Annotated in this window: 20 protein-coding genes; 9 read left to right on the top strand and 11 right to left on the bottom strand. The window is 71.2% G+C overall.

What is annotated here, in order from left to right:
- Nucleotides 1-8: 8 nt before the first annotated feature.
- The 5 genes from ACFPQ9_RS00700 to ACFPQ9_RS00680 are packed head-to-tail and all read left to right on the top strand — an operon-like array spanning nucleotide 9 to nucleotide 5997.
- Nucleotides 9-3212 carry a sensor histidine kinase gene (locus ACFPQ9_RS00700; RefSeq protein WP_380844737.1) on the top strand — a complete coding sequence of 1068 codons (3204 nt, stop codon included), beginning with the start codon at nucleotides 9-11 and terminating at the stop codon, nucleotides 3210-3212.
- Nucleotides 3209-3709 carry a roadblock/LC7 domain-containing protein gene (locus ACFPQ9_RS00695; RefSeq protein ID WP_380844734.1) on the top strand — a complete coding sequence of 167 codons (501 nt, stop codon included), beginning with the start codon at nucleotides 3209-3211 and terminating at the stop codon, nucleotides 3707-3709. The genes ACFPQ9_RS00700 and ACFPQ9_RS00695 overlap by 4 nt, the downstream gene beginning before the upstream one ends.
- Entirely contained in the window at nucleotides 3706-4125 is a 420-nt protein-coding gene (locus ACFPQ9_RS00690) for a DUF742 domain-containing protein (protein ID WP_380844731.1), read from the top strand. The genes ACFPQ9_RS00695 and ACFPQ9_RS00690 overlap by 4 nt, the downstream gene beginning before the upstream one ends.
- Nucleotides 4106-4729, top strand: coding sequence for a GTP-binding protein (locus ACFPQ9_RS00685; protein WP_380844728.1), 624 nt, complete (start codon nucleotides 4106-4108; stop codon nucleotides 4727-4729). Before ACFPQ9_RS00690 ends, ACFPQ9_RS00685 begins: the two co-directional genes overlap by 20 nt.
- Nucleotides 4730-4743: 14 nt before the next feature.
- Complete coding sequence (locus ACFPQ9_RS00680; protein ID WP_380844725.1) at nucleotides 4744-5997, top strand: styrene monooxygenase/indole monooxygenase family protein; 1254 nt, start codon at nucleotides 4744-4746, stop codon at nucleotides 5995-5997.
- Here the strand turns inward: ACFPQ9_RS00680 and ACFPQ9_RS00675 are convergent.
- From ACFPQ9_RS00675 to ACFPQ9_RS00660, 4 genes are all read right to left on the bottom strand, one after another.
- Entirely contained in the window at nucleotides 5915-7024 is a 1110-nt protein-coding gene (locus tag ACFPQ9_RS00675) for a C40 family peptidase (protein WP_380844722.1), read from the bottom strand. The two genes, ACFPQ9_RS00680 and ACFPQ9_RS00675, sit on opposite strands and share 83 nt — an antisense overlap.
- 103 nt (nucleotides 7025-7127) lie before the next feature.
- Nucleotides 7128-7430, bottom strand: a complete 303-nt coding sequence (locus ACFPQ9_RS00670) for a hypothetical protein (RefSeq protein ID WP_380844719.1) — start codon at nucleotides 7428-7430, stop codon at nucleotides 7128-7130.
- 56 nt (nucleotides 7431-7486) lie between these two features.
- Nucleotides 7487-8140: a TetR/AcrR family transcriptional regulator gene (locus ACFPQ9_RS00665; RefSeq protein ID WP_380844716.1), complete on the bottom strand. Its 654-nt coding sequence runs from the start codon at nucleotides 8138-8140 to the stop codon at nucleotides 7487-7489.
- 317 nt (nucleotides 8141-8457) lie between these two features.
- Entirely contained in the window at nucleotides 8458-9396 is a 939-nt protein-coding gene (locus ACFPQ9_RS00660) for an AurF N-oxygenase family protein (RefSeq protein ID WP_380844713.1), read from the bottom strand.
- Nucleotides 9397-9522: 126 nt separating this feature from the next.
- Here ACFPQ9_RS00660 and ACFPQ9_RS00655 point away from each other — a divergent pair, with 126 nt between their 5' ends.
- Together ACFPQ9_RS00655 and ACFPQ9_RS44665 are read left to right on the top strand one after the other, a co-directional pair.
- Nucleotides 9523-10635 (top strand): ferritin-like domain-containing protein, encoded by a 1113-nt coding sequence (locus ACFPQ9_RS00655; protein WP_380844710.1) that lies wholly within the window; start codon nucleotides 9523-9525, stop codon nucleotides 10633-10635.
- A gap of 176 nt (nucleotides 10636-10811) precedes the next feature.
- Nucleotides 10812-11057, top strand: coding sequence for a hypothetical protein (locus ACFPQ9_RS44665; protein ID WP_465269552.1), 246 nt, complete (start codon nucleotides 10812-10814; stop codon nucleotides 11055-11057).
- Nucleotides 11058-11060: 3 nt separating this feature from the next.
- On the opposite strand, the gene ACFPQ9_RS00645 is transcribed toward ACFPQ9_RS44665, so the two are convergent.
- The 6 genes from ACFPQ9_RS00645 to ACFPQ9_RS00620 all read right to left on the bottom strand — a co-directional run bounded on the left by ACFPQ9_RS00645 (nucleotide 11061) and on the right by ACFPQ9_RS00620 (nucleotide 17185).
- A complete protein-coding gene (locus ACFPQ9_RS00645; RefSeq protein ID WP_380844707.1) occupies nucleotides 11061-11582 on the bottom strand; it encodes a DUF3291 domain-containing protein in 522 nt (173 codons plus the stop codon).
- Between the two features lie 72 nt (nucleotides 11583-11654).
- Nucleotides 11655-13127, bottom strand: a complete 1473-nt coding sequence (locus tag ACFPQ9_RS00640; RefSeq protein ID WP_380844704.1) for a penicillin-binding transpeptidase domain-containing protein — start codon at nucleotides 13125-13127, stop codon at nucleotides 11655-11657.
- Nucleotides 13124-14506: an FtsW/RodA/SpoVE family cell cycle protein gene (locus tag ACFPQ9_RS00635; RefSeq protein WP_380844701.1), complete on the bottom strand. Its 1383-nt coding sequence runs from the start codon at nucleotides 14504-14506 to the stop codon at nucleotides 13124-13126. Before ACFPQ9_RS00635 ends, ACFPQ9_RS00640 begins: the two co-directional genes overlap by 4 nt.
- A gap of 96 nt (nucleotides 14507-14602) precedes the next feature.
- Nucleotides 14603-15841 carry an ATP-binding protein gene (locus tag ACFPQ9_RS00630; RefSeq protein WP_380844698.1) on the bottom strand — a complete coding sequence of 413 codons (1239 nt, stop codon included), beginning with the start codon at nucleotides 15839-15841 and terminating at the stop codon, nucleotides 14603-14605.
- A complete protein-coding gene (locus ACFPQ9_RS00625; RefSeq protein WP_380844695.1) occupies nucleotides 15838-16587 on the bottom strand; it encodes a hypothetical protein in 750 nt (249 codons plus the stop codon). The genes ACFPQ9_RS00630 and ACFPQ9_RS00625 overlap by 4 nt, the downstream gene beginning before the upstream one ends.
- A 91-nt stretch (nucleotides 16588-16678) precedes the next feature.
- On the bottom strand, nucleotides 16679-17185 hold the full coding sequence (locus ACFPQ9_RS00620) for a protein-tyrosine phosphatase family protein (protein ID WP_380844692.1): 507 nt from the start codon (nucleotides 17183-17185) through the stop codon (nucleotides 16679-16681).
- A gap of 110 nt (nucleotides 17186-17295) precedes the next feature.
- Here ACFPQ9_RS00620 and ACFPQ9_RS00615 point away from each other — a divergent pair, with 110 nt between their 5' ends.
- Nucleotides 17296-18102: a nuclease-related domain-containing protein gene (locus ACFPQ9_RS00615; RefSeq protein WP_380844689.1), complete on the top strand. Its 807-nt coding sequence runs from the start codon at nucleotides 17296-17298 to the stop codon at nucleotides 18100-18102.
- A 33-nt stretch (nucleotides 18103-18135) separates the two neighbouring features.
- Here the strand turns inward: ACFPQ9_RS00615 and ligD are convergent, their stop codons facing one another.
- On the bottom strand, nucleotides 18136-19017 hold the full coding sequence (gene ligD, locus ACFPQ9_RS00610; RefSeq protein ID WP_380844686.1) for a non-homologous end-joining DNA ligase: 882 nt from the start codon (nucleotides 19015-19017) through the stop codon (nucleotides 18136-18138).
- 51 nt (nucleotides 19018-19068) lie between these two features.
- On the opposite strand from ligD, the gene ku reads away from it, so the two are divergent.
- Nucleotides 19069-20103: a non-homologous end joining protein Ku gene (ku, locus tag ACFPQ9_RS00605; RefSeq protein WP_380844683.1), complete on the top strand. Its 1035-nt coding sequence runs from the start codon at nucleotides 19069-19071 to the stop codon at nucleotides 20101-20103.
- The last annotated feature ends 6 nt before the right edge of the window (nucleotides 20104-20109 follow it).

The following is a 20109-nucleotide window of genomic DNA, read 5'->3' as shown; positions in this document are numbered from 1 at the left end:
GAGCACCGGTGCAGAAGATGCGGCCACGTCGCTCAGGCAAGCAGACGGCCTCCGCGGGGGGCGCGCAGCCCGCTCCCGGCACCTCCGCCGACATCGCGCCCGCCGGCAAGGGGCGCCCGACCCACGTACGGAACCGGCTGATCGTCGCCGTGGCGGTCGTCGCCGCCGCCATCGCCGGCGCCGGCGTCCCCTCGATCGTCGCCGCCTCGGGACAACTGCACGACTCCCAGGCACTGGTGACCCTCGCCGAGCGGACCGAGGACGCGCTCACCCTCGCGCACTCCCTCGCCGACGAGCGCGACGAGGTCACCTCCTACATCGCCGCCGGCCGCCCCAAGTCCAAGGCGCCCAGCGAGCAACGCAGCGCTCGCGTCGACCGGCAGGTCGAGGAACTGCGCGCCGACACCGACGCCCCCGCCTCGCTGCGCGAGGACCTCGACGGCATCGCGGCCCTGCGCCGTTCCTCGCTCACCGGCAAGAGCACCGCGCTGGAGTCGCACGAGGCCTACTCGGTCGCCATCACCGAACTCCACCGGCTCGCCGAGCGGCTGGCCGAGCAGATGCCGCCGCGGGCGGGCGGCGGGGCCCACGCGCTCGCCGAGCTGGACTCCGCCGTACAGCAGGCCGCCGCCGTCCGCGGGCTGCTGCTCGCCGCGCTCAGCGTGCCGACCACCACCGAGACCGTCATCGACCCGGTCACCGGCCTCGCCACCACCCAGGAGACCTCCTCGGGCGCCGACGCCAAGCAGCGCGCCGCGCTCAGCGCCGCCGCCCAGCAGGCCCGGCTGCGCTCCGACGCCGCCCTCGACGACTTCCGCGACACCGCTCCCAAGAGCGCGCGCACGTCGTACGACTCCACGGTCACCGGCCCCGAGGTCGACACGGCCGAGCGGTATCTCGCCTCCCTCACCGACCAGGCCACGCTCTCCGACCGGGACCTCGCCACGAACACCGAGCGTGCCGAGGCCGCGCTCTCCGCCCGCGTCGATTCGATGCGCGGCGCCGAGTCCGCGCTCTACGACCGCCGCACCAAGGCCCTGGAGCAGCTCCGCGACGACGACGTCACCGCGCTGGAGATCCGCATCGCCGTCATCGGCGCGCTGATGCTGCTCGCCGTCGGCGTCGCCACCGGCATGGCCCGCAGCCTCACCCGGCCCCTCGCCGTGCTGCGGCTCGGCTCCGCCCGGCTCGCGACGGCCGAGGACCCGGCCGCGGAGGAGCCCGTCAAGTTCACGGGGCGCAAGGACGAGTTCGCGCAGGTCGTCAACTCCGTCAACGCCCTGCACGCGCACGCCGTCGCCCTGCACGAGCGCATCGGCACCCTGGAGTCCGACCGCAAGCACCTGGTCGGGCAGCGGCAGAAGATGGCCGACGCCCGCGAGGGGCTGCGTGCCGAACTCGGTGAGTCCGCCGCCCAGCTGGAGCGGCTGCGGGACAGCATCGGCGGCTCGTTCGTCAATCTGGCCCTGCGCACCCTCGGCCTGGTCGAGCGCCAGCTCGCCGTCATCGAGGGCCTGGAGGAGCGCGAGCAGGACCCCGAGCGGCTCGCCACCCTCTTCAAGCTCGACCACTTCGCCACGGTCATGCGCCGGCACAGCGAGAACCTCCTCGTGCTGGCCGGCACCGAGCATGTCCAGCAGCACGCGGGACCGGTCCCGCTGGTCGACGTCGTACGGGCCGCGGTCAGCGAGATCGAGCGCTACGAGCGTGTCCGCATCGCCGCGCTCCCGCCGCACGCGCACGTCGCCGGGTTCGCCGCCGACGACCTCTCCCACCTCCTGGCCGAGCTGATGGAGAACGCCACGTCGTTCTCCCCGCCCGACCTGCCCGTCGAGATCTCCGGCTGGCTGCTGGAGAACGGCGAGGTCATGCTCTCCGTCCAGGACGAGGGCATCGGCATGACGGCCGACCGCCTCACCCGCCTCAACTCCCGCCTCTCCGACTTCGACCCCGAGGCGTCCTACGACCAGGAGGGCGACGAGGGCCTGGGCCTCGGCCTCTACGTCGTCGCACGCCTCGCCCACCGGCACGGCGTCCGCGTCCAGCTCCGCGAGCAGAAGCAGGGCGGGATCGCGGCGGTCGCCGTCCTCCCCAAGAACCTGCTGGCACCCGCCCCCACGGCAGCGGTCCCCTCGGACACCCCGCACCACACCACCGCCCCCGCCTTCTCCCTCCCGGGCGCCGACGCGGAGGCCAACTCCAACGTCCTCCACGCCCGCACGAAGGACACCGACCCGCTGGTGGCCATGGCGGAACGCGCGGTACGGGAGACGGAGGACGCCGAGCAGCCGGTACGGGAGCCGACCGAGGAGCCGGTACAGAAGCCCACCGAGAATCCGGCACGGGACTCGACCGCGAGCGCGGACGGGCCGGTACGGGGGGTGAGCCTTGGCGCGGACGGGCCGGTACGTCGGTCGAGCGCGAGCGCGGACACGGCGGTACGTGGGTCGACCGCGAGCGCGGACGACGCCGTGCAGGAGTTCACGGGTGCCGACGAGGGCGCGTCGGAGGCCAAGCGTGTCGACCCGGCCATCGAGACCGAGCAGGAGCGCGAGCACCCTGCCGAGACCACGATGGAACTGCTGATCCCGGCGCAGCCCACGGCCGAGGGCCCTGTCCAGCCCACCGAGGATGCGTTGCGGTCCACGGCCGAGGTCCCGGTCCAGCCCACCGAGGACCCGTTGCGGTCCACGGCCGAGGTCCCGGTCCAGCCCAGCGAGGACCCGTTGCGGCCCACGGCCGACTTCCCCGTGCAGCCCACGGGTGGCCTCCCGGTGCGGCCCGCGGTCGACCTCCCGGTGCGGTCGACCGATGGGCGTGCGGTCGCCGATGGTGAGGACGCCCCACTGGGGCCACCCGCACTCGACGACGAAAGTCGCACGGGTGGTGCGGGTGGGAACCGATATGCCGAAGGCGCAGCCGAGGCGGAGCACACCCGCACCCCGGACGAGGACCAGCTCACCGACAAGGGCCTCCCCAAGCGCACCCCCAAGATCACCGCCCCCGCCCAGCAGCCGCGCAGCCGAACCGGCACCGTGGACGCCGAAGCCCTCCGCAGGAGACTCGGCGGCTTCCGCCAGGGCGCCCAGGCCGGCTACCGCGACGTAGCGGCGGAGATCGCCGAACAGACGGCCCAGAACAAGGCGCCGGACGCCGAACCGGCCGTATCCGAGCAAGCCACGGGGGGCACTGTCGAGGAGGCAAGCAGTTGACCGCGCCCAGTACCTTCGGACTGAGCAGTGAAGCCCGCAACCTGCACTGGCTGCTGACGAACCTGGTCGAGGAGGTGCCGGGCATCCAGTCAGTGGCGGTGGTCTCCTCCGACGGCCTGCTCCTGCTCTCCTCCGACCCGGACAGAAACGACGCGGCCCGGTCCAAGTCCCCCCGGCCCAGGGGCCCCCGAGGATCGTCCGCCGACCTCGCCACCATCGTCTCCGGCATCGGCAGCCTCACCATCGGCGCGGCCAAGCTGATCCAGTTCGGCGACGTGAAACACACGATGGTCGCGATGGAGGAGGGCAGCCTGTTCGTGATGTCCATCAGCGACGGCTCGCTGCTCGGAGTGCACGGCTCCGCGGACTGCGACATGAGCGTGGTGGCGTACCACATGGCGCTCTTCGTCGGCCGGGCCGGCCATGTCCTCACCCCCGAACTCCGCAGCGAGCTACGGAAGTCGCTGGAGGACGCCTCGGCAGGGAGTACCCGATGAGCAACGCCCCGAAGAACAGGCCCCAGCTCCCCGTCCGCGGCGGTGACCGAAAGCCCGCCCGCGTACGGCCCTACTCGCTCACCGGCGGCCGTACCCGGTTCGGCCACGTCCTCCTCGTGGAGACGTTCGTGGCGGCCCTGGAGGCTCCCGGGGAGCGCAGGGAACTGACGCAGGGTTCCCTCAGCACCAAGGTGATGCCGGAGCTGCAGGCCATCGTCGAACTGTGCCGCCGTATGCGCACGGTGGCCGAGATCGCCGCGCTGCTGAAGATGCCGCTCGGCGTGGTCCGCGTGCTGCTCAGCGACCTCGCGGACCAGGGAAAGATCCGGGTGTACGGCACGGGAACCGGCCACGGCACGGGCCGGCCGGACCGCGCTCTGCTGGAAAGGGTGCTGAGTGGACTCCGTCGTCTTTGAGAACACCGGTGAAGCCACTGACGAGGATCTGAAGTCCTGGCAGACGGACCGCACCCGGGCCCCCATCGCCACGAAGATAGTCGTGGCCGGTGGCTTCGGCGTCGGCAAGACCACGCTGGTCACCGCCGTCTCGGAGATCACGCCCCTGCAGACCGAGGCGCTGATGACCGAGGCGAGCGAGGAGACCGACGACCTCACCGCCACGCCCGGCAAGCTCACCACCACCGTGGCCATGGACTTCGGCCGCCTCACGCTCGACGACGACCTGGTGCTCTACCTGTTCGGCACGCCGGGCCAGCAGCGGTTCTGGTTCATGTGGGACGACCTGGTGCGCGGCGCGATCGGGGCGGTCGTCCTGGCCGACACCCGCCGGCTCAAGGACTGCTTCCCGGCGCTGGACTACTTCGAGAGCTGCGGGCTGCCGTACGTCGTCGCGGTCAACCACTTCGACGGCAGCGAGCTGTTCGAACCGGCGGACGTGCGGGAGGCGTTGACGATCCCCGCGCACATACCTGTAATGATCATGGATGCGCGGCGCCGGATCTCGGTGATCGAGACCCTCCTGAGCCTCGTCGGTCACGCGCTGGACGAAACCCCCGAGTAGGAGAACAGCCCCGGATGCGGAAGATACTCGTCGTCGGAGCCGGCCAGTCCGGACTCCAGATCGCCCTCGGACTCCAGTCGAACGGGTACGAGGTCACCCTGATGTCCAACCGGACGGCGGACGAGATCCGCTCCGGCCGGGTCATGTCCACGCAGTGCATGTTCCACACGGCGCTCCAGCACGAGCGCGACCTCCAGCTGAACTTCTGGGAGTCCCAGGCCCCGAAGATCGAAGGACTCGGCGTCTCCGTCGCGGCTCCCGGCTCCTGGAGCGAGGGTCCCGCGGCCCGCGCGATCGACTGGCTCGGGCGCTTCGACGGGTTCGCGCAGTCCGTCGACCAGCGCGTGAAGATGGCCGGCTGGATGGAGACGTTCGCCCAGCGCGGCGGCCAGCTGGTCATCCACGGCGCGGCAGTCGGCGACCTCGACTACTTCTCCCGTACGTACGACCTGGTGCTGGTGTCGGCGGGCAAGGGCGAGCTCGTCCAGATGTTCGGGCGGGACGCGGAGCGATCCCCGTACAGCGAGCCGCAGCGCGCGCTGGCCGTGTCCTACGTTCACGGCCTGGGCCCACGTCCGGAGCACCCGGACACCGAGGGCGTCCGCTGCAACCTCGTCCCCGGCGTCGGCGAGCTGTTCGTCATGCCCACCCTGACGACCTCGGGGCGCGCCGACATCCTGTTCTGGGAGGGCATACCCGGCGGCCCGCTCGACGTCTTCAACGGCGTGAAGGACCCGGCCGAGCACCTCTCCCTGACCCTGGGACTCATGGAGCGGTACGTGCCGTGGGAGTACGCCCGCGCCACCAAGGCCGAGCTCACGGACGCCGGCGGCGTGCTCAGCGGACGGTACGCGCCGACGGTGCGCAACCCGGTCGGGCGGCTCCCCGGCGGCGGGCTCGTGCTGGGTGTCGCGGACGTCGTCGTCGCCAACGACCCGATCACCGGGCAGGGCTCCAACTCGGCGTCCAAGTGCGCCGCCGCCTACCTCTCCTCGATCCTGGAACACGGGGACAAGGAGTTCGACGAGACCTGGATGCGGGCCACGTTCGACCGGTACTGGGACACCGCGCAGCACGTCACCAAGTGGACCAACGCCATGCTGGCGCCGCCGCCGGAGCACATCCTCAACCTGATCGGCGCAGCCGGTCAGCTGCAGCCGGTCGCCGACCGTTTCGCCAACGGGTTCAACGACCCTGCTGACTTCGAGAACTACTTCTACGATCCGGAGAAGACCGCGGCTTATCTTGCTGAGGTCGCTGGGGCGTGACCTTCGGGCGTACGGCGCCCAGGACCGGGTTCGAGGCGATCGGGGAGATCTTGATCTTCTCCCCGGTGCGCGGCGCCTGGACCACCTTGCCCTCGCCCACGTAGAGGGCCACGTGCGTGGCGTCCGGGAAGTAGACGACCAGGTCGCCGGGGCGCAGCTCGGCCAGCGGGACGTGGTCGAGCCGTGCCCACTGCTCCTGGCTGGTGCGCGGGATGCGCGTTCCGGCGTGCGCCCACGCCTTCGACGTCAGGCCCGAGCAGTCGTAGGCCTTCGGGCCCTCCGCGCCCCACTCGTAGGGCTTTCCGAGCTGTTGCTTGGCGTAGCGGATCGCCCGGGCACCCTCGGAGGACGGCTTCTGGTCGTCGTGGGCGAGTGCGCCGGAGGCGAGCAGGGCCCGCTGGGCCTCGGCCGTGTCCTCGTTCTCCAGCTGGGCCACCGCGGCGAGCTGCTCGGGGCTGAGGGACGACAGGAGTTTCTCCACCTTGCGCAGCTGCCGCAGGACGGAGTCCCGGTCCTTCTTCTGGCGTTCGGCGAGCACGAGTTGGCCGTCGAGGGCCTCGCGGGCCTTGCGGGCCAGGGCGGCGGCCCTGTGTTCGCTGCCGGTCAGCCGGCCGACGGTCTCGGCGCGCTCGCGGGCCAGGCGGCCGATCACATGGCCCTGGTCGAGGGCGTGCTGCGGGTCGGCGGCCAGCAGCAGCCGGACGTAGGGGGAGATGTCGGTGGTGTTCTGGTACTGCTGGCGGGCCAGCCGGCCGGCCGCGCCCCTGCTGTCGTGCAGGGACAGGCGGGCGCGGGCCAGGGCGGTGTCCAGGCGGGCCACCTCGGTGCGCTGCCTTCGCAGCTTCTCCGCGGTGGCGTTGTAGGTCTCCGTGGCCTGCTCGGTCTCCCGGTACAGCTGCTGAAGGTCCGTCAGTAGCTCTGCGGTGGAGGGTTCCCGGGGGGCCGCCGGGGTGGGGGTGGGGGAGAAGAGCGTGATGGCTGTCGCGGCCGCCGCCGTACACGCCATACGCAGAAGCCTTCCTGACACGTCATCACCTCCGATGCGGGGCGGGCTCTCCGCTCCGCATCGTGAGCATCGGACGGTCGTGCCGGGTTCGCGCGGCGGATGTGCGCGGTTCGGCGCAGCGAGGTCACTCGTCCGGGTCGTCCGGCTTGCCCGGCGGCGTGGTGTCTGGCTTGGACCACGGCCACTTCAGGCGGCTGCTCTGCTTGCCCTCGGGGTCGTACTCGTACTTCCAGCGTCGGCTCAGGCCGGGGCGGGCGCCCTGCGTGCGCGGGACGCGGCGGTAGACGAGGACCGTGGGCGGGCCGCCGTGCGGGTCGGGGACCGGGATGCGGTACGTCTTGGGAGGGTGGCTCGTGATGCCCAGCAGGACGGGGAGTACGCGGCCGTCCATGGGGCCGCCCTCGAAGGGGGTGTCTTCGGTCTTCACTGGAACAGTGTCGGCCATCGGCCCAGCTGTGCCGGCTGTCGGCCCAGCTGTGCCGGCTATCGGTCGTCCGTGAGCTTTTGCGCGAGGGCGGCCGTCTGGGGGTCCCGGGACGCGGTGACGGCGAGCGCCGCGGCGAACTGGTCGACCAGCCAGTCGCGGAGGTCCGGCATCGGCGGCTGCTTGCCCTCGTCGAGCCAGATCAGGGAGGCCGCCTCGACCGTGGTGATCCAGACCCGGACGGTCATGCGCAGGTGGAGGCCGGGGTCGGCGACGTCGAGGTGGCTGAGGATGTGCTCGGCGGCGGCGCGGCGTACGCCGTCGACGATGGCGGTGGTGCGGGAGGTCTCCACGACGCTGCCGCCCTGGAGGAGGGCGCTGAAGCCGGTGTCGTGCTGGTCGACGAAGGTGAGATAGCGGTCGAGGGCGCGGGCGAGGCGGGGGAGGAGGGGGCCGTCGCGGGGTTCGTCGAAGCAGTGCTGGAGCTCTTCGGCGGCCGAGCGCAGTGCGGCCTCGTAGAGCTGTTGCTTGCCGCCGGGGAAGTAGCGGTAGACGAGGGGGCGGGAGACGCCGGCCGCTTCCGCCACGTCGTCCAGGGACACGTCCTCGGGGGTGCGGTGGGCGAAGAGGCCGAGGGCGGCGTCGAGGAGCTGGGTGCGGCGCTCCTCGACGCTCAGGCGACGGTAGGCGGGGGTGGGGGCCGAGGGCGTCATGACCAGCAGCGTAGCCTCCGGCGGTGGGGCCGGGGGTGCCTGCGGCGGCCTGTGGCGCAGAGTGGGCGTGCGCGTGGCGCGTGACGGTGTGTTGGGGGTCGGGGCCGCGCCGGGGTGTCCGTCCTCGGTCGGGCGGTTGCCCTTCTCGGAAGGGTGCTGTTTCCTGACGCCCGCCGCTGCGGGCGGACACCCCCCGGCACGTCCCCTCACGCCGTCGGCGGCTGCGGGTGCTTCCCGGTGCAGGCTCCCGGCAACGCCCTGCTTTCAGGGGCGCGGGGAACTGCGCGACCAGCCCCGACCTGCCCGCCGCCGAATGTCTAGGGCAGCAGTCCCGAAGACCGCCACAGACGCCGTCCCACTCCTCGAAGCACCCCGATGTCATCGAGGAAGTCCGTCAGACGCTTGGCGCCTGTCTGCATGACCTCTCGGCGGTGGGGGCTGGCCTTTGCCTGGGCCAGGGCCTCGCGCTTGTCCAGGCCGACGTTCGTGTAGACCTCGGGGTTGACGAAGGCGACCGAGAACACGCGGGCGAACTCGCCGGAGGTGACTCGGGTGAACTCCTGGGACCACCTCGGGGCCGTCAGCATCTGGCGGCGCAGTTCCTCGCGGGCGTAGCGGACGTGGCGGGCCTCCTCGACCACGTGGATGCGGGTGACGCCGCGTATGAGGGGCTGGACTCGCTCGTCGGGGAAGGTCAGGCGCTGCATCCAGTCGAGGACCTCTTCGCCGAGGAGCGTGGCCGTGAAGGAGCCGGGGGTGGTGGAGATCGTCTTGAAGAGGCGGCCGAGGTTCTGGTGGGCGCGGCTGACGGGGTACCAGGGGGTGCCGCCGTGGGAGATCAGTCGGGCGAACATCTTGGAGTGGCGGCACTCGTCCTCGATCTCGGTGAGTGCGTACCGGACGTGGGCGCTCGTCGCTGACTTGTCGTAGATGTGGCGCACCAGGAGCTGCATCAGGATGATCTCGAACCAGATGCCGAGGGAGGCCAGTGCGGCTGCCTCGTGCTGGGAGAGGAGGATGCGCTGCTCCTCGCTCATGCGCTTCCAGAGCGGGGTGTCGTAGAGCGAGACCAGCTCCGGGGGCCAGAACCACTTGCCCTCCTCGAAGGGGGCCTCCCAGTCCAGCTCCTTGTCGGGGTCGAAGGAGTGCTTCGCGGAGGAGGCAAGGAGGCGTTCGGCCACCTGTTCGCGGTCCTTGAGCAGCCCGAGCGCGTCGCGCAGGCCGTCCAGCGCGTCGGCTTCCGTCAGGGTCGTCATCGGTCCCTCACCTCTGTTACCGGGGGTACGTCGTCCGACTCTTATGAGACTGCCTGTCAGCAAGGTCGTCAATCCCTTGCGCGGGACTTGTTGACCCCGCGTCTACCACGTGTGAGCCTGCCGGACATGCCGACATACGACCTGTACACGAACGATCCGGGAGAACCTCTCTGGGAGGTGCCGGCGGCCGGTGCGGCCCGTTTCGGCTGGGAGTACGACAACGGGCGCGACCGCCTCCTGGCCCTCTACCAGAAGGGCAAGGACAAGCAGTGGGACGGGCAGCGCAGGATCGACTGGGAGCTGGAGGTCGATCCGTACGACGCGCTCGGTACGCCGGAAGAGGCCATGGCGCTCTATGGGACGCCGTACTGGGCGAAGATGAGCGAGTCCGAGCGGGGTGAGCTGCGGCAGCACTATGCCTCGTGGCAGTTCAGCCAGTTTCTGCACGGTGAGCAGGGCGCGATGATCTGTGCGGCGCGGATCGTGGAGTCGGTGCCCGACATGGACGCGAAGTTCTACTCGGCGACGCAGACGATGGACGAGGCGCGGCACGCCGAGATCTACGGGCGTTTTCTGCACGAGAAGATCGGAATGGTCTATCCGATCAACGACAATCTCCAGTCGCTGCTGGGTGACACGCTGCGCGACAGCCGGTGGGACATGCCGTATCTCGGGATGCAGGTGCTGATCGAGGGGCTGGCCCTGGCCGCCTTCGGCATGATCCGGGATACCACCACCAAGCCGCTGCCCAAGCAGATCCTGGCCTATGTGATGCAGGACGAGGCGCGGCACGTGGCCTTCGGACGCATGGCGCTGCGGGACTACTACAAGCAGCTGACCGATGCCGAACTGCGCGAACGCGAGGAATTCGTCATCGAGGGCTGCTATCTGATGCGCGACCGGCTGCGGGGCGTCGAGGTCCTGGAGAACTTCGGCATTCCGAAGGCCGAGGCGGAGCAGATCAGTGAGCGGTCGGAGTTTCTGCAGTTGTTCCGCCGGCTGCTCTTCTCGCGCATCGTGCCGTGTGTGAAGGACATCGGGCTGTGGGGGAAACGGCTGCAGCAGGCCTATGTCGACATGGGCGTGTTCGAGATGGGCGACTCCAGTCTGGATCTGCTGATGGCCCAGGACGAGGAGATCGCCGAGAAGCTCGACGCCGAGCGGTTCGCGGTGGAGGAGCGGGAACGGGTGGCGGAGGTGGCGGAGGCGATCGAGGCAGGTCAAGGCCTCGATGGTTGATCACTCGATGGAGCGGGCGAATCGCTGTGAGCAATCATGAGCGCCGCACGTGAGTACGGGCTTGACGACGACTGCGAGTGGGCCCGTCCGCCGCAGGGCGGCTGGACGGCCGATGACCTGGACGAGCTTCCCAATCAGAGGTCGTCTCCGAGGACTCGGAGGCCAGGGACCGGGAGGTGAAGCCCCGAAAATACGCCCAGGCGGGCATCCCTCACTACTGGCGCGTCGAAGAGAACCAAGGCTTTCCGGTCGTCCATCTCCACGAACTCGACCCCGCGCTCCAGGATTACGGCCTGGTGGGCATTTTCCACGACCGACTCAAACTGACGGTCCCGTTCCCCATCGACATCGACCTCACCGCGATCAACCACCGGCGGCGGGGCTCCGATCCCACCCCGGAGCCCCCGGACCCGCAGCCCTGACCCCTACACCGAGCAGCCCAGCCCCTCCGGCACATCGCCCGGTACCGGCTCCGCCCCCTGGGGCGGGAACGACGTGCGCAGGGTGAAGGCGTACGGGGTCGGGCCGTTGGTGCGCAGGTGGAGGAGGCGGGACTCGGCTTCCGCGACCGTCGGGCGATGGCCGGCGGGGACCCACCACAGGGCGGTCATCGCCTCCTGGACGTGTTCGAACCACTCGCGGCGGCGGGCCAGCATCTCGCGGTGCCGGCCCTGGTACATGTACGCGGTCAGGGCGTTCGTGTCGCGCCAGACCGTCAGGTTGATGATCAGCCACTCGTCGCCGAAGACGCTCACCTCCGTCGCGTCGCCCGAGTCGCCCTGCAGCCGCCACACAAAGCCGTCCGCGGCCTCGGCGTCGGCGTTCACGGGGTCGAGGTTGTCGACGAAGTCCTTCAGCTGGGGAGAGTCCAGCGGGGCCTTGAGGCGGCCGATGTTGACCTGGGCGAGTTCGAACGCGGCTTCCGGAGTGGGTGAGGTCGTCGTCATGGACCGAACGATAGGTCGGGACGGGTGGCCGGGCACAAGCCTCGTCTCAGAGCGTGGGCATGGTCGCCCGGGTCAACTGTCCTTCGGCGACGGCGACTTCAGCACCGCCTCCATCACATCGCGGGCGATCGGTGCCGCGTCCCCGCCCCCGCTGATCTCGCCCCGGTCCGCGTCCGCGTCCTCCACCACCACCGCGACGGCCACCTTGGGCTCCAGATCGCGGTCGCCCTTGGCCCAGGAGACGAACCAGGCGTACGGCGTGCCCGAGTTGCCGAGGCCGTGCTGGGCCGTGCCGGTCTTGCCGCCGACCGTCGCGCCCGGGATCCAGGCGTTGCTGCCGGTGCCCTCCCGTACGACATCCACCATCAGCTCCTTCAGGAGTCTCGCGGTCGACGGGCGCATCGCCTGCCGGGACGGGCTGGAACCGGCCGTCGACACCGTCGCGCCGCTCGCCCGGGTCGTGCGCTCCACCAGATACGGCGAGCGCACCTGGCCGCCGTTGGCCACGGCCGCCGCGACCATCGCCATCTGGAGCGGGGTCGCGCGGGTGTTGTACTGCCCGATCGAGGACAGCGCGAGCTGCGCCCGGTCCACCTTCGAGTCGAAGGTGCTCTCGGCGACCGAGTAGGGGATCTTCAGGTTTGTGTCGTTGAAGCCGAAGGCGGCCGCTGTTCGCGCCATGTGGTCCACGCCCGTCTCGACCCCGAGACGTGCGAACACCGTGTTGCACGACCACTCGAACGCTTTCCGCAGCGTGACGTCCTCGCAGCCCTCGGACTCGTTCGTCAGCGAGGTACGGGTGCCCGGCAGGGTGTACGGGTCGGGGGAGTCGGTCGGCTCGTCCAGGTCCTCGACCACGCCCGCGTCCAGCGCCGCGGCCGCCGTCACCACCTTGAAGGTCGAGCCCGGCGGATACGTCTTGCGCACGGCCCGGTTCAGCATCGGCCGGTCCGCGTCCCGGTTCAGCGACGCCCAGGAACGGGTCACCGAGGCGCCGTTGCCGGACAGGGCGGACGGGTCGTACGAGGGGGCCGAGACCAGGGCCAGGATGCGTCCCGTCGACGGTTCGATCGCCGCCACCGCGCCCTTGCGGCCCGCCAGACCCTCGTACGCCGCCTCCTGCGCCGCCCGGCGCAGGGTGGTGACGACATCGCCGCCGGGGTGGCGGTCGCGGGTGGTGCCGCTCCACGGGAACGGGGAGAGCAGCGGGTCCGTGCCCGCCAGGACACCGTCCTGGGAGTGTTCCAGGAACGTCGTGCCGTACTCCTGCGAGGCGAAGCCGGTGACCGGCGCGTACATCGGGCCGTTCGTGTACGTCCGCTCGTAGCGCAGGTGCTCGCCGGTGTCGTGGGAGCCGGTGACCGGTTCCCCGTCGACCAGGATGTCGCCGCGGGTCTGCCCGTAACGGGCGATCGTGGTACGGCGGTTGGCGATGTTGTCGTCGTAGGACGGGGCCTCGAAGACCTGGATGCGGGTGGCGTTGACGAGCAGCGCGACCAGCAGCAGGGCGCAGAAGAACGCGGCGTGCCGGATGTGCCGGGTCATCGGGCCGCCTCCTCGCCCTTGGGTACGCCGAGTCTGCTGCGCGCCTTGTCGCTCACCCGGATCAGCAGCGCCACGATCGCCCAGTTGGTGACCACCGACGAGCCGCCCTGCGCCAGGAACGGCATCGCCATACCGGTCAGCGGGATCAGGCCGGTCACCCCGCCCGCGATCACGAAGACCTGGAGCGCCACGATCGAGGCGAGCCCGACCGCGAGCAGCCGGCCGAAGGGGTCGCGCAGGGCGAGGCCGGCCCGGTAGCCGCGCTCCACCAGCAGGCCGTAGAGGATGAAGATGGCGGACAGGCCCGCGAGGCCGAGCTCCTCACCGGCCGTGGCGAGGATGAAGTCCGACTTGGCCGCGAAGCCGATCAGGATCGAGTGGCCGAGGCCCAGTCCGGTGCCGAGGCTGCCGCCCGCGGCGAAGGCGAACAGCGACTGGGAGAGCTGGTTGGGGCCCTCGCCCGCCGCGATCGACGCGAACGGATGCCGCCAGTCCTCGACCCGGCCGTGCACATGCGGCTCCAACTCCCCGACGGCCACCGCGCCGAGCGCCGCGAGCAGCAGGCCGAGGGCGATCCACCCGGTGCGGCCGGTGGCGACGTAGAGGAGGACGACGAACAGGCCGAAGAAGAGCAGCGAGGTGCCGAGGTCGCGTTCCAGGATCAGCACGCCCACGCTCAGCAGCCAGATCGCGACGATCGGGCCGAGGACGCGGCCGGTGGGCAGCTGGAGCCTGTTGATGCCGAGGACGCGACGGCCGGTGTACGCCAGCGCGCTGCGGTTGGCGGCCAGATACGCGGCGAAGAACACCGCGAGCAGCACCTTCGCGAACTCGCCGGGCTGGATGGAGAATCCGGCGATCCGGATCCAGATGCGGGCGCCGTTCACGGACGGGAAGAAGATCGGGAGGGTGAGGAGGACCAGGGCCGCCACCACGCAGACGTAGGAGTAGCGCTGGAGCACACGGTGGTCGCGCAGAAGGAGTACCACGACGATGAACAGCGCCACTCCCAGCGTGGACCACACGAGTTGGGTGGGGGCCGCCCGGTCGCCCGGAGTCTCCAGGTCGAGCCGGTAGATCAGGACGAGGCCGAGGCCGTTGAGCAGCACGCCGATCGGCAGCAGCAACGGGTCCGCACAGGGGGCGCGCAGGCGTACGGCCAGATGTGCGACCAGGGCCAGTACGCCGAGCCCGGCGCCGTATCCGGCGGCGCCCGGCGGGACGGTACCGGTGCGGGCGAGGCCGACCGCGCAGTAGCCGTACACGGAGAGCAGGACGGCCACCAGGATGAGGGCCAGTTCGATGCCACGGCGCCGGGGGAGCGGTGCGGCGGGAGCGGGCGCGTCCGCTGCCACCAGGGGGGTTCCGGCCTTGGTCATGTCCGGAACTTACCCAAATAGTCAGTCTTGTGCGCTTCGCATGGCTCAGCGCCAGCGCGGCGGCCTCACGGCGGAGTGCCGTGCCGTACGGCCCTTCTAGCGAAGCGTCAGCGTCGCCACGGCCCCGCCGTCCGCCGCGTTCGCGAACGACAGCCGGGCTCCCAGAACCTCCGCCTGTCCCAACGCGATGGTCAGCCCCAGGCCGTGTCCCTTGGAACCGCCCTCGGTACGGAACCGCTGCGGCCCGTGCGCGAGGAGGTACTCCGGATAGCCGTCACCGTGATCCCGTACGGTCACCACCGGCCCGTCCACCGTCAGCGACACCGGCCCGCGCCCGTGCTTGTGCGCGTTGGCCACCAGATTGCCCAGCACTCGCTCCAGCCGCCGCCGGTCCGTCTCCACCACGACGTCCCGCAGGACGACGACCCCGGTGTCGGTGCCGGACGCCCGTACCACCCGTTCGGCCAGCGCCGCGAGCGGCTCGCTGTCCGGCTCGGACCGCTCGCGCCCGCTGTCCAGCCGCGAGATCTCCAGCAGGTCCTCCGTCAGCGTGCGCAACGCCGTCACCCGGTCCCGCACCAGCTCCGTCGGCCGCCCCGGCGGCAGCAGCTCGGCCGCCGCGTGCAGCCCGGTCAGCGGGGTGCGCAGCTCGTGCGCCACGTCCGCCGTGAACCGCTGCTCGGCGAGCAGTTTGCTCTGCAGCGAGGAGGCCATGGAGTCCAGGGCAGCGGCGACCACGGCCACCTCGTCCTGCGGCCGGGTCGAGTCCTCCTTCGTACGGGGGTCGTCCACCCGGGCGTCCAGGTCGCCCCCGCTGATCCGCCGGGCGACCCGGGCCGTGGCGTGCAGCCGGCGCGTCACCCGGGTCACGAAGAACGCGCCCACCAGCACCGTGACCCCGATCGCCAGCGCCGACGACCACACGATCGCCCGGTCCAGGCCGTCGATGGTGCGGGCCTGCTGCGAGTAGTCCACCTCGACGGTGAGGGCACGCTCGCCGTCGGCGGGGCCCGCCGCCCACATCGTGGGCCGGCCCTGGTGATCGGCGACCATCGTGCCGCGCTCCCCGGACACCGCCAGCCTGCGCAGCGGCTCGGGCAGGTCCGGCGGGTCGAGGGCGACGCCGGGCCCGGTGGGGTCCCCGGCCTCGAACGCCGCCGTCGCGTCCTCCAGCCGGGACAGCGCGAGCTCGCGGGCCTGGCCGACGGTCTGATTGGTCACCGAGACATGCACGAGGACGCCGAGCAGCGCGGCCAGCGCACAGCACATCACCGTGATGAAGACGGCGGCCTTCACGGCCAGCGTGCCCGCCCACCGGGGCAGCGCGAGCCTCATGGCGTGCCCGCCGAGGGGGTGAGGGAGGGCGAGCCGGACGGCGACGGGGACGGGTGGGGCGTCTTCTTGCGGGGCCCGGTGCGCAGCATCTCGTCGTGCGTGAGCAGCATCGCCTTCTGATCCGCGTCCCAGGTCCACTGGAGCCGGTACTCGTACCCGGCGACCTCGGAGGGCGACCGAATGATCACCGACCGGCCGGCCAGCTCGACGCTGCTGATGGCGTCGTCCCAGCTCATCACCTGCACCAGCCGGTGCTTCTCGACGGTGTAGACACGCACCGCGGTCGTCCTGCCGGGCATCAGCCGGAAGCCGAGCGTGAGCTCGGGGCGTCCGTCGCCGGTCAGGTCCCGGTAGTAGGGCCGCAGCACCGGGCACTTCCCGTGCCCGGCGCCGTGCCCGCACTGCGCCATCAGGCGGCCGGTGTCGCGGTACTGCGCGGCGTCGCCCTGGTAGTCCCCCCGGCTCCTGTCCATCTCCCTGCGGACGACGGTCACCGGGTTCACCTCGCGGATGCCGTTCTCGGGCACGGTGACGCCCTTGACGACCTCCCGGACGACCTCGCCGATCTCATAGGCGGGCCGGGACGCCGGCGTCAGCGCCGGCCACAGCTTGTCCGGGCTGACCGCGGTCTCCGTCGGGCCGGCGCCCTGGATGCCCCCGGCGTCACCGCAGGCCGTCGCGGCCGCCGTCAGCAGCGCGACCAGGGCACCGAGCGCGACGGTGCGCGTGAGGCGGCTGCGGGGCACGGTTCTCCAGGGGATCGGGGTGTCGTCGGCCCGTACACCCTATTCGTACGGAAGTCCTTTTTGCGCACCCGGTGGGCGGACGGGCGACGGTCTACTCGGCGAGCTCTTCCAGGAGCCGTGCGGTCGACAGTCCGGCCCGGAGGTAGTCGACGAACAGCTCGTTGTGCAGGGCCCACGGAGAGCGGCGGGAGCGTATCAGCCGGATCGCCCGCTCGACGGGGTGGCTCCGGCGGACCAGTGCGTGGGCGACGACGAGCCCCGAGCGGTTGTAGCCGTGATAGCAGCGCACCAGGACCCTGCGGCCCTCGTCCATGGCCTCGCACGCCGCCTCGGCGAGCCGGATCACCCCGGCGAGCTGGGTGCCGTCCAGCGGCCCGTCCGGGATCGGCCACACATGGTGCTCCACGCCGGGATCGGGGCCGTGCCCGGGCAGCCGCAGCAGCGTCTGCACGAGATCGAACTCGTCCCTGACGACGGCGAACTCCAGTTGCCCGGAGCGGCCCCGGAACTCGTGCCCGCCCATCCACAGGCCGGGCACGATCTCGCTCCACGGGCTGTCCGGAGCAGGTACGTCGGGTTGCTTCCTGCGGGTACGCAACGGCGCCTCCCCAACCCCTCGCCAGGGATGTGCCCAACTCCTCTCAAAGGTAACCGGGTTCTTGCCCCCGCAGCACCCCGCCTGTTCCCATGGTCGAGGGGTGATGGTGCATGAGCGGACTGCGCGTCATACCGACCTGGCGGCACGGCCAGGAACGGCTCTACGTCTGTCTCACCGACGGGCGCAACCTCGCCTGGTACGACCGTGAGGCGGGCCGGATCAACCTGCTCAGCGACGCGAGCAGAGAGGACGTGCTGGAGGCGCTGGGCCCCTTCATCACCGGCCCGGTGACGGTGGGCCCGCCCCCGGTGCCCACCCCCGCCGAGCTGGCCCGGCTGACCCTGCACCCCGACGACGACCTGGCGCCCAACCGCCCCGGCGAGGCGCTGCTGATCTCCCTGGACCGGGATCCGGGCCCCTCCCACCGGTTGCGGCCCGACCCGCGGCGGCGGGCGCTCACGGCGGAGCAGACGGTCGGGGAGGCGCTGGACCGGCTGGACGGCGCGGGCTGGCACACGCTGCACTCGGTGCCGCTGCCGGGCGGCGACCGCATCCATCACCTGGTGATCGGGCCCGGCGGGCTGTTCGCGCTGCACACGCTGTACGCCCGCAAGGCGAAGGTCACCGTCGCCGACCCGAGGGTCGCCCTCGGGCGCCGGGAGGCGTATCCGTTGCTGCGCCGGGTGCGCGCCGACGCCGACCGTGCGTCCTACGCCCTGACCGCCGAGGTACGTCCCGTCCTGGTCCTGGTCGCCCCGGCCGACGTGGCGGTCACCGTGTCGCCGCGGGAGGTGCGGGTTCTCCGGGACACCGAGGTGGAGGGGCTGGCGCGGACGGGTGGGGTGCTGAAGCCGGCGGATGTGGAGGCGTTGCACGCGATGGCTCGGGACCGGCGGGTGTGGTCGGCCGCCGGCTGAAAGGCGCTGACCGGCGTCGGCAGGCGAGGTCGGTCACGGCAGCTCGCCCGCTCGTTCCGCATCCAGCAGGGGAGCCAGCAGGTCGCCGTAGTCCTGCAGGCGTGGCGCCATGTCGGGTGCGACGAAGGTCAGGGCTGCGGGGGAGCGGCAGTCCGCCACCTCCTCCCAGGTGACCGGCGCCGACACCGTCGGCTCGCGGCGGGCGCGCAGTGTGTAGGGGGTCGCCGTCGTCTTGCGGGCGGCGTTCTGGCTCCAGTCGACGAAGACCTTGCCGGGGCGCAGGCTCTTCGTCATGCGGTGGATCGCGAGGCGCGGCAGCGCCTTCTCCGCCTCCACGGCGAGGTCCTTGGCGTACTCGGTGGCCCGTTCGGAGGAGGCCGTGCGGATGGTCGCGGCCAGATGCAGTCCCTTGGAGCCGGACGTCTTGGCGTACGCCTCGATGCCGTCGGCGGCCAGCCGCTCGCGCAGCCAGAGGGCGACCTCGCAGCACTCCACGACGGTGGCCGGTGAGCCGGGGTCGAGGTCGAAGACCAGGCGGTCGGCCTCGCCGGGCGCGTCGATCACCCACTGGGGCGTATGGAACTCGGTGACCAGGTTGGCCGCCCACATCAGGCTCGCGAGGTCCTGCACGAACACCATGCGGGCCGGGCCCTCGACCCGGGGGACCTCGGCGGTGGTGACCCACTCGGGGGTGCCCGGCGGGACGTTCTTGGTGAAGAACACCTGGCCGTCCGGACCGTCCGGGTAGCGCAGGAAGGACACCGGCCGGTCGCGCAGATGGGGCAGCAGCACCTCGGCGGTCGTCGCGTAGTAGTGCAGCACCTCGCCCTTGGTGAACCCGGTCGCCGGATACAGCACCTTCTCCAGGTTGGAGAGCGCGAGGCGCCGCCCCTCCACCTCAGTGATCGGCGTCATACGATGAGAATCACATGAAACCGGCCTGAACCGCCTCGAAAGGTTCTGAACGTGCGATCTATATGGAACGGCGCCATCTCCTTCGGTCTGGTCAGCATCCCGATCAAGGTGGTGAACGCGACCGAGAGCCACTCGATCTCCTTCCGCCAGATCCACACCGAGGACGGCGGCCGGATCCGCTACCGCAAGTTCTGCGAACTGGAGGACCGCGAGGTCAGCCAGGCCGAGATCGGCAAGGGGTACGAGGACGCGGACGGCTCGATCATTCCCATCACGGACGAGGATCTGGCCCAGCTGCCCATTCCGACCGCGAAGACGATCGAGATCGTGGCCTTCGTGCCGGGTGACCGGATCGACCCGCTCCAGATGGACGCGGCGTACTACCTCGCCGCGAGCGGTGCCCCGGCCGCCAAGCCGTACACGCTGCTGCGTGAGGCGCTCAAACGCAGCAACAAGGTCGCCATCGCGAAGTTCGCGCTGCGTGGGCGGGAGCGGCTGGGCATGCTCCGGGTCGTCGGTGACGCCATCGCCATGCACGGTCTGCTCTGGCCCGACGAGGTCCGCGCGCCGGAGGGCGTCGCGCCCGACGCCGACGTCACCGTGCGGGACAAGGAGCTGGATCTCGCGGACGCCCTGATGGACACCCTCGGCGAGGTCGAGTTGGAGGATCTGCGCGACGAGTACCGCGAGGCCGTCGAGGAGGTCATCGCCGCGAAGGCGTCCGGCGAGGCCTTGCCCGCCGCCCCCGAGCCCGCCACCGGCGGCAAGGTCCTCGACCTGATGGCCGCCCTGGAGAGCAGCGTCCGCGCCGCCAAGGAGTCGCGGGGCGAGGAGCCCGAGGCGGCGGCCGACGTCAGACGCCTGCCCCAGCGCAAGTCGGCCCGGGCCGCACCGAAGCAGACCACGGGCAAGAAGTCGACGTCCGCGGCGAAGAAGACCGCCGCGAAGAAGACGACGGCCTCGGCCAAGAAGTCGACGTCGAAATCGGACCGGTCCACCAAGAAGACGGCGGCGAAGAGCACGGCCAAGAGCACCGCGAAGAAGACGGCGGCCAAGAAGACGACGTCACGCAAGCGCACGGCGTGACGACGG

The sequence above is a fragment of the Streptomyces coerulescens genome, assembly GCF_042657965.1.
Classification (GTDB): Bacteria; Actinomycetota; Actinomycetes; order Streptomycetales; family Streptomycetaceae; genus Streptomyces; species Streptomyces coerulescens.
This window is presented reverse-complemented; position numbering and strand designations above follow the sequence as displayed.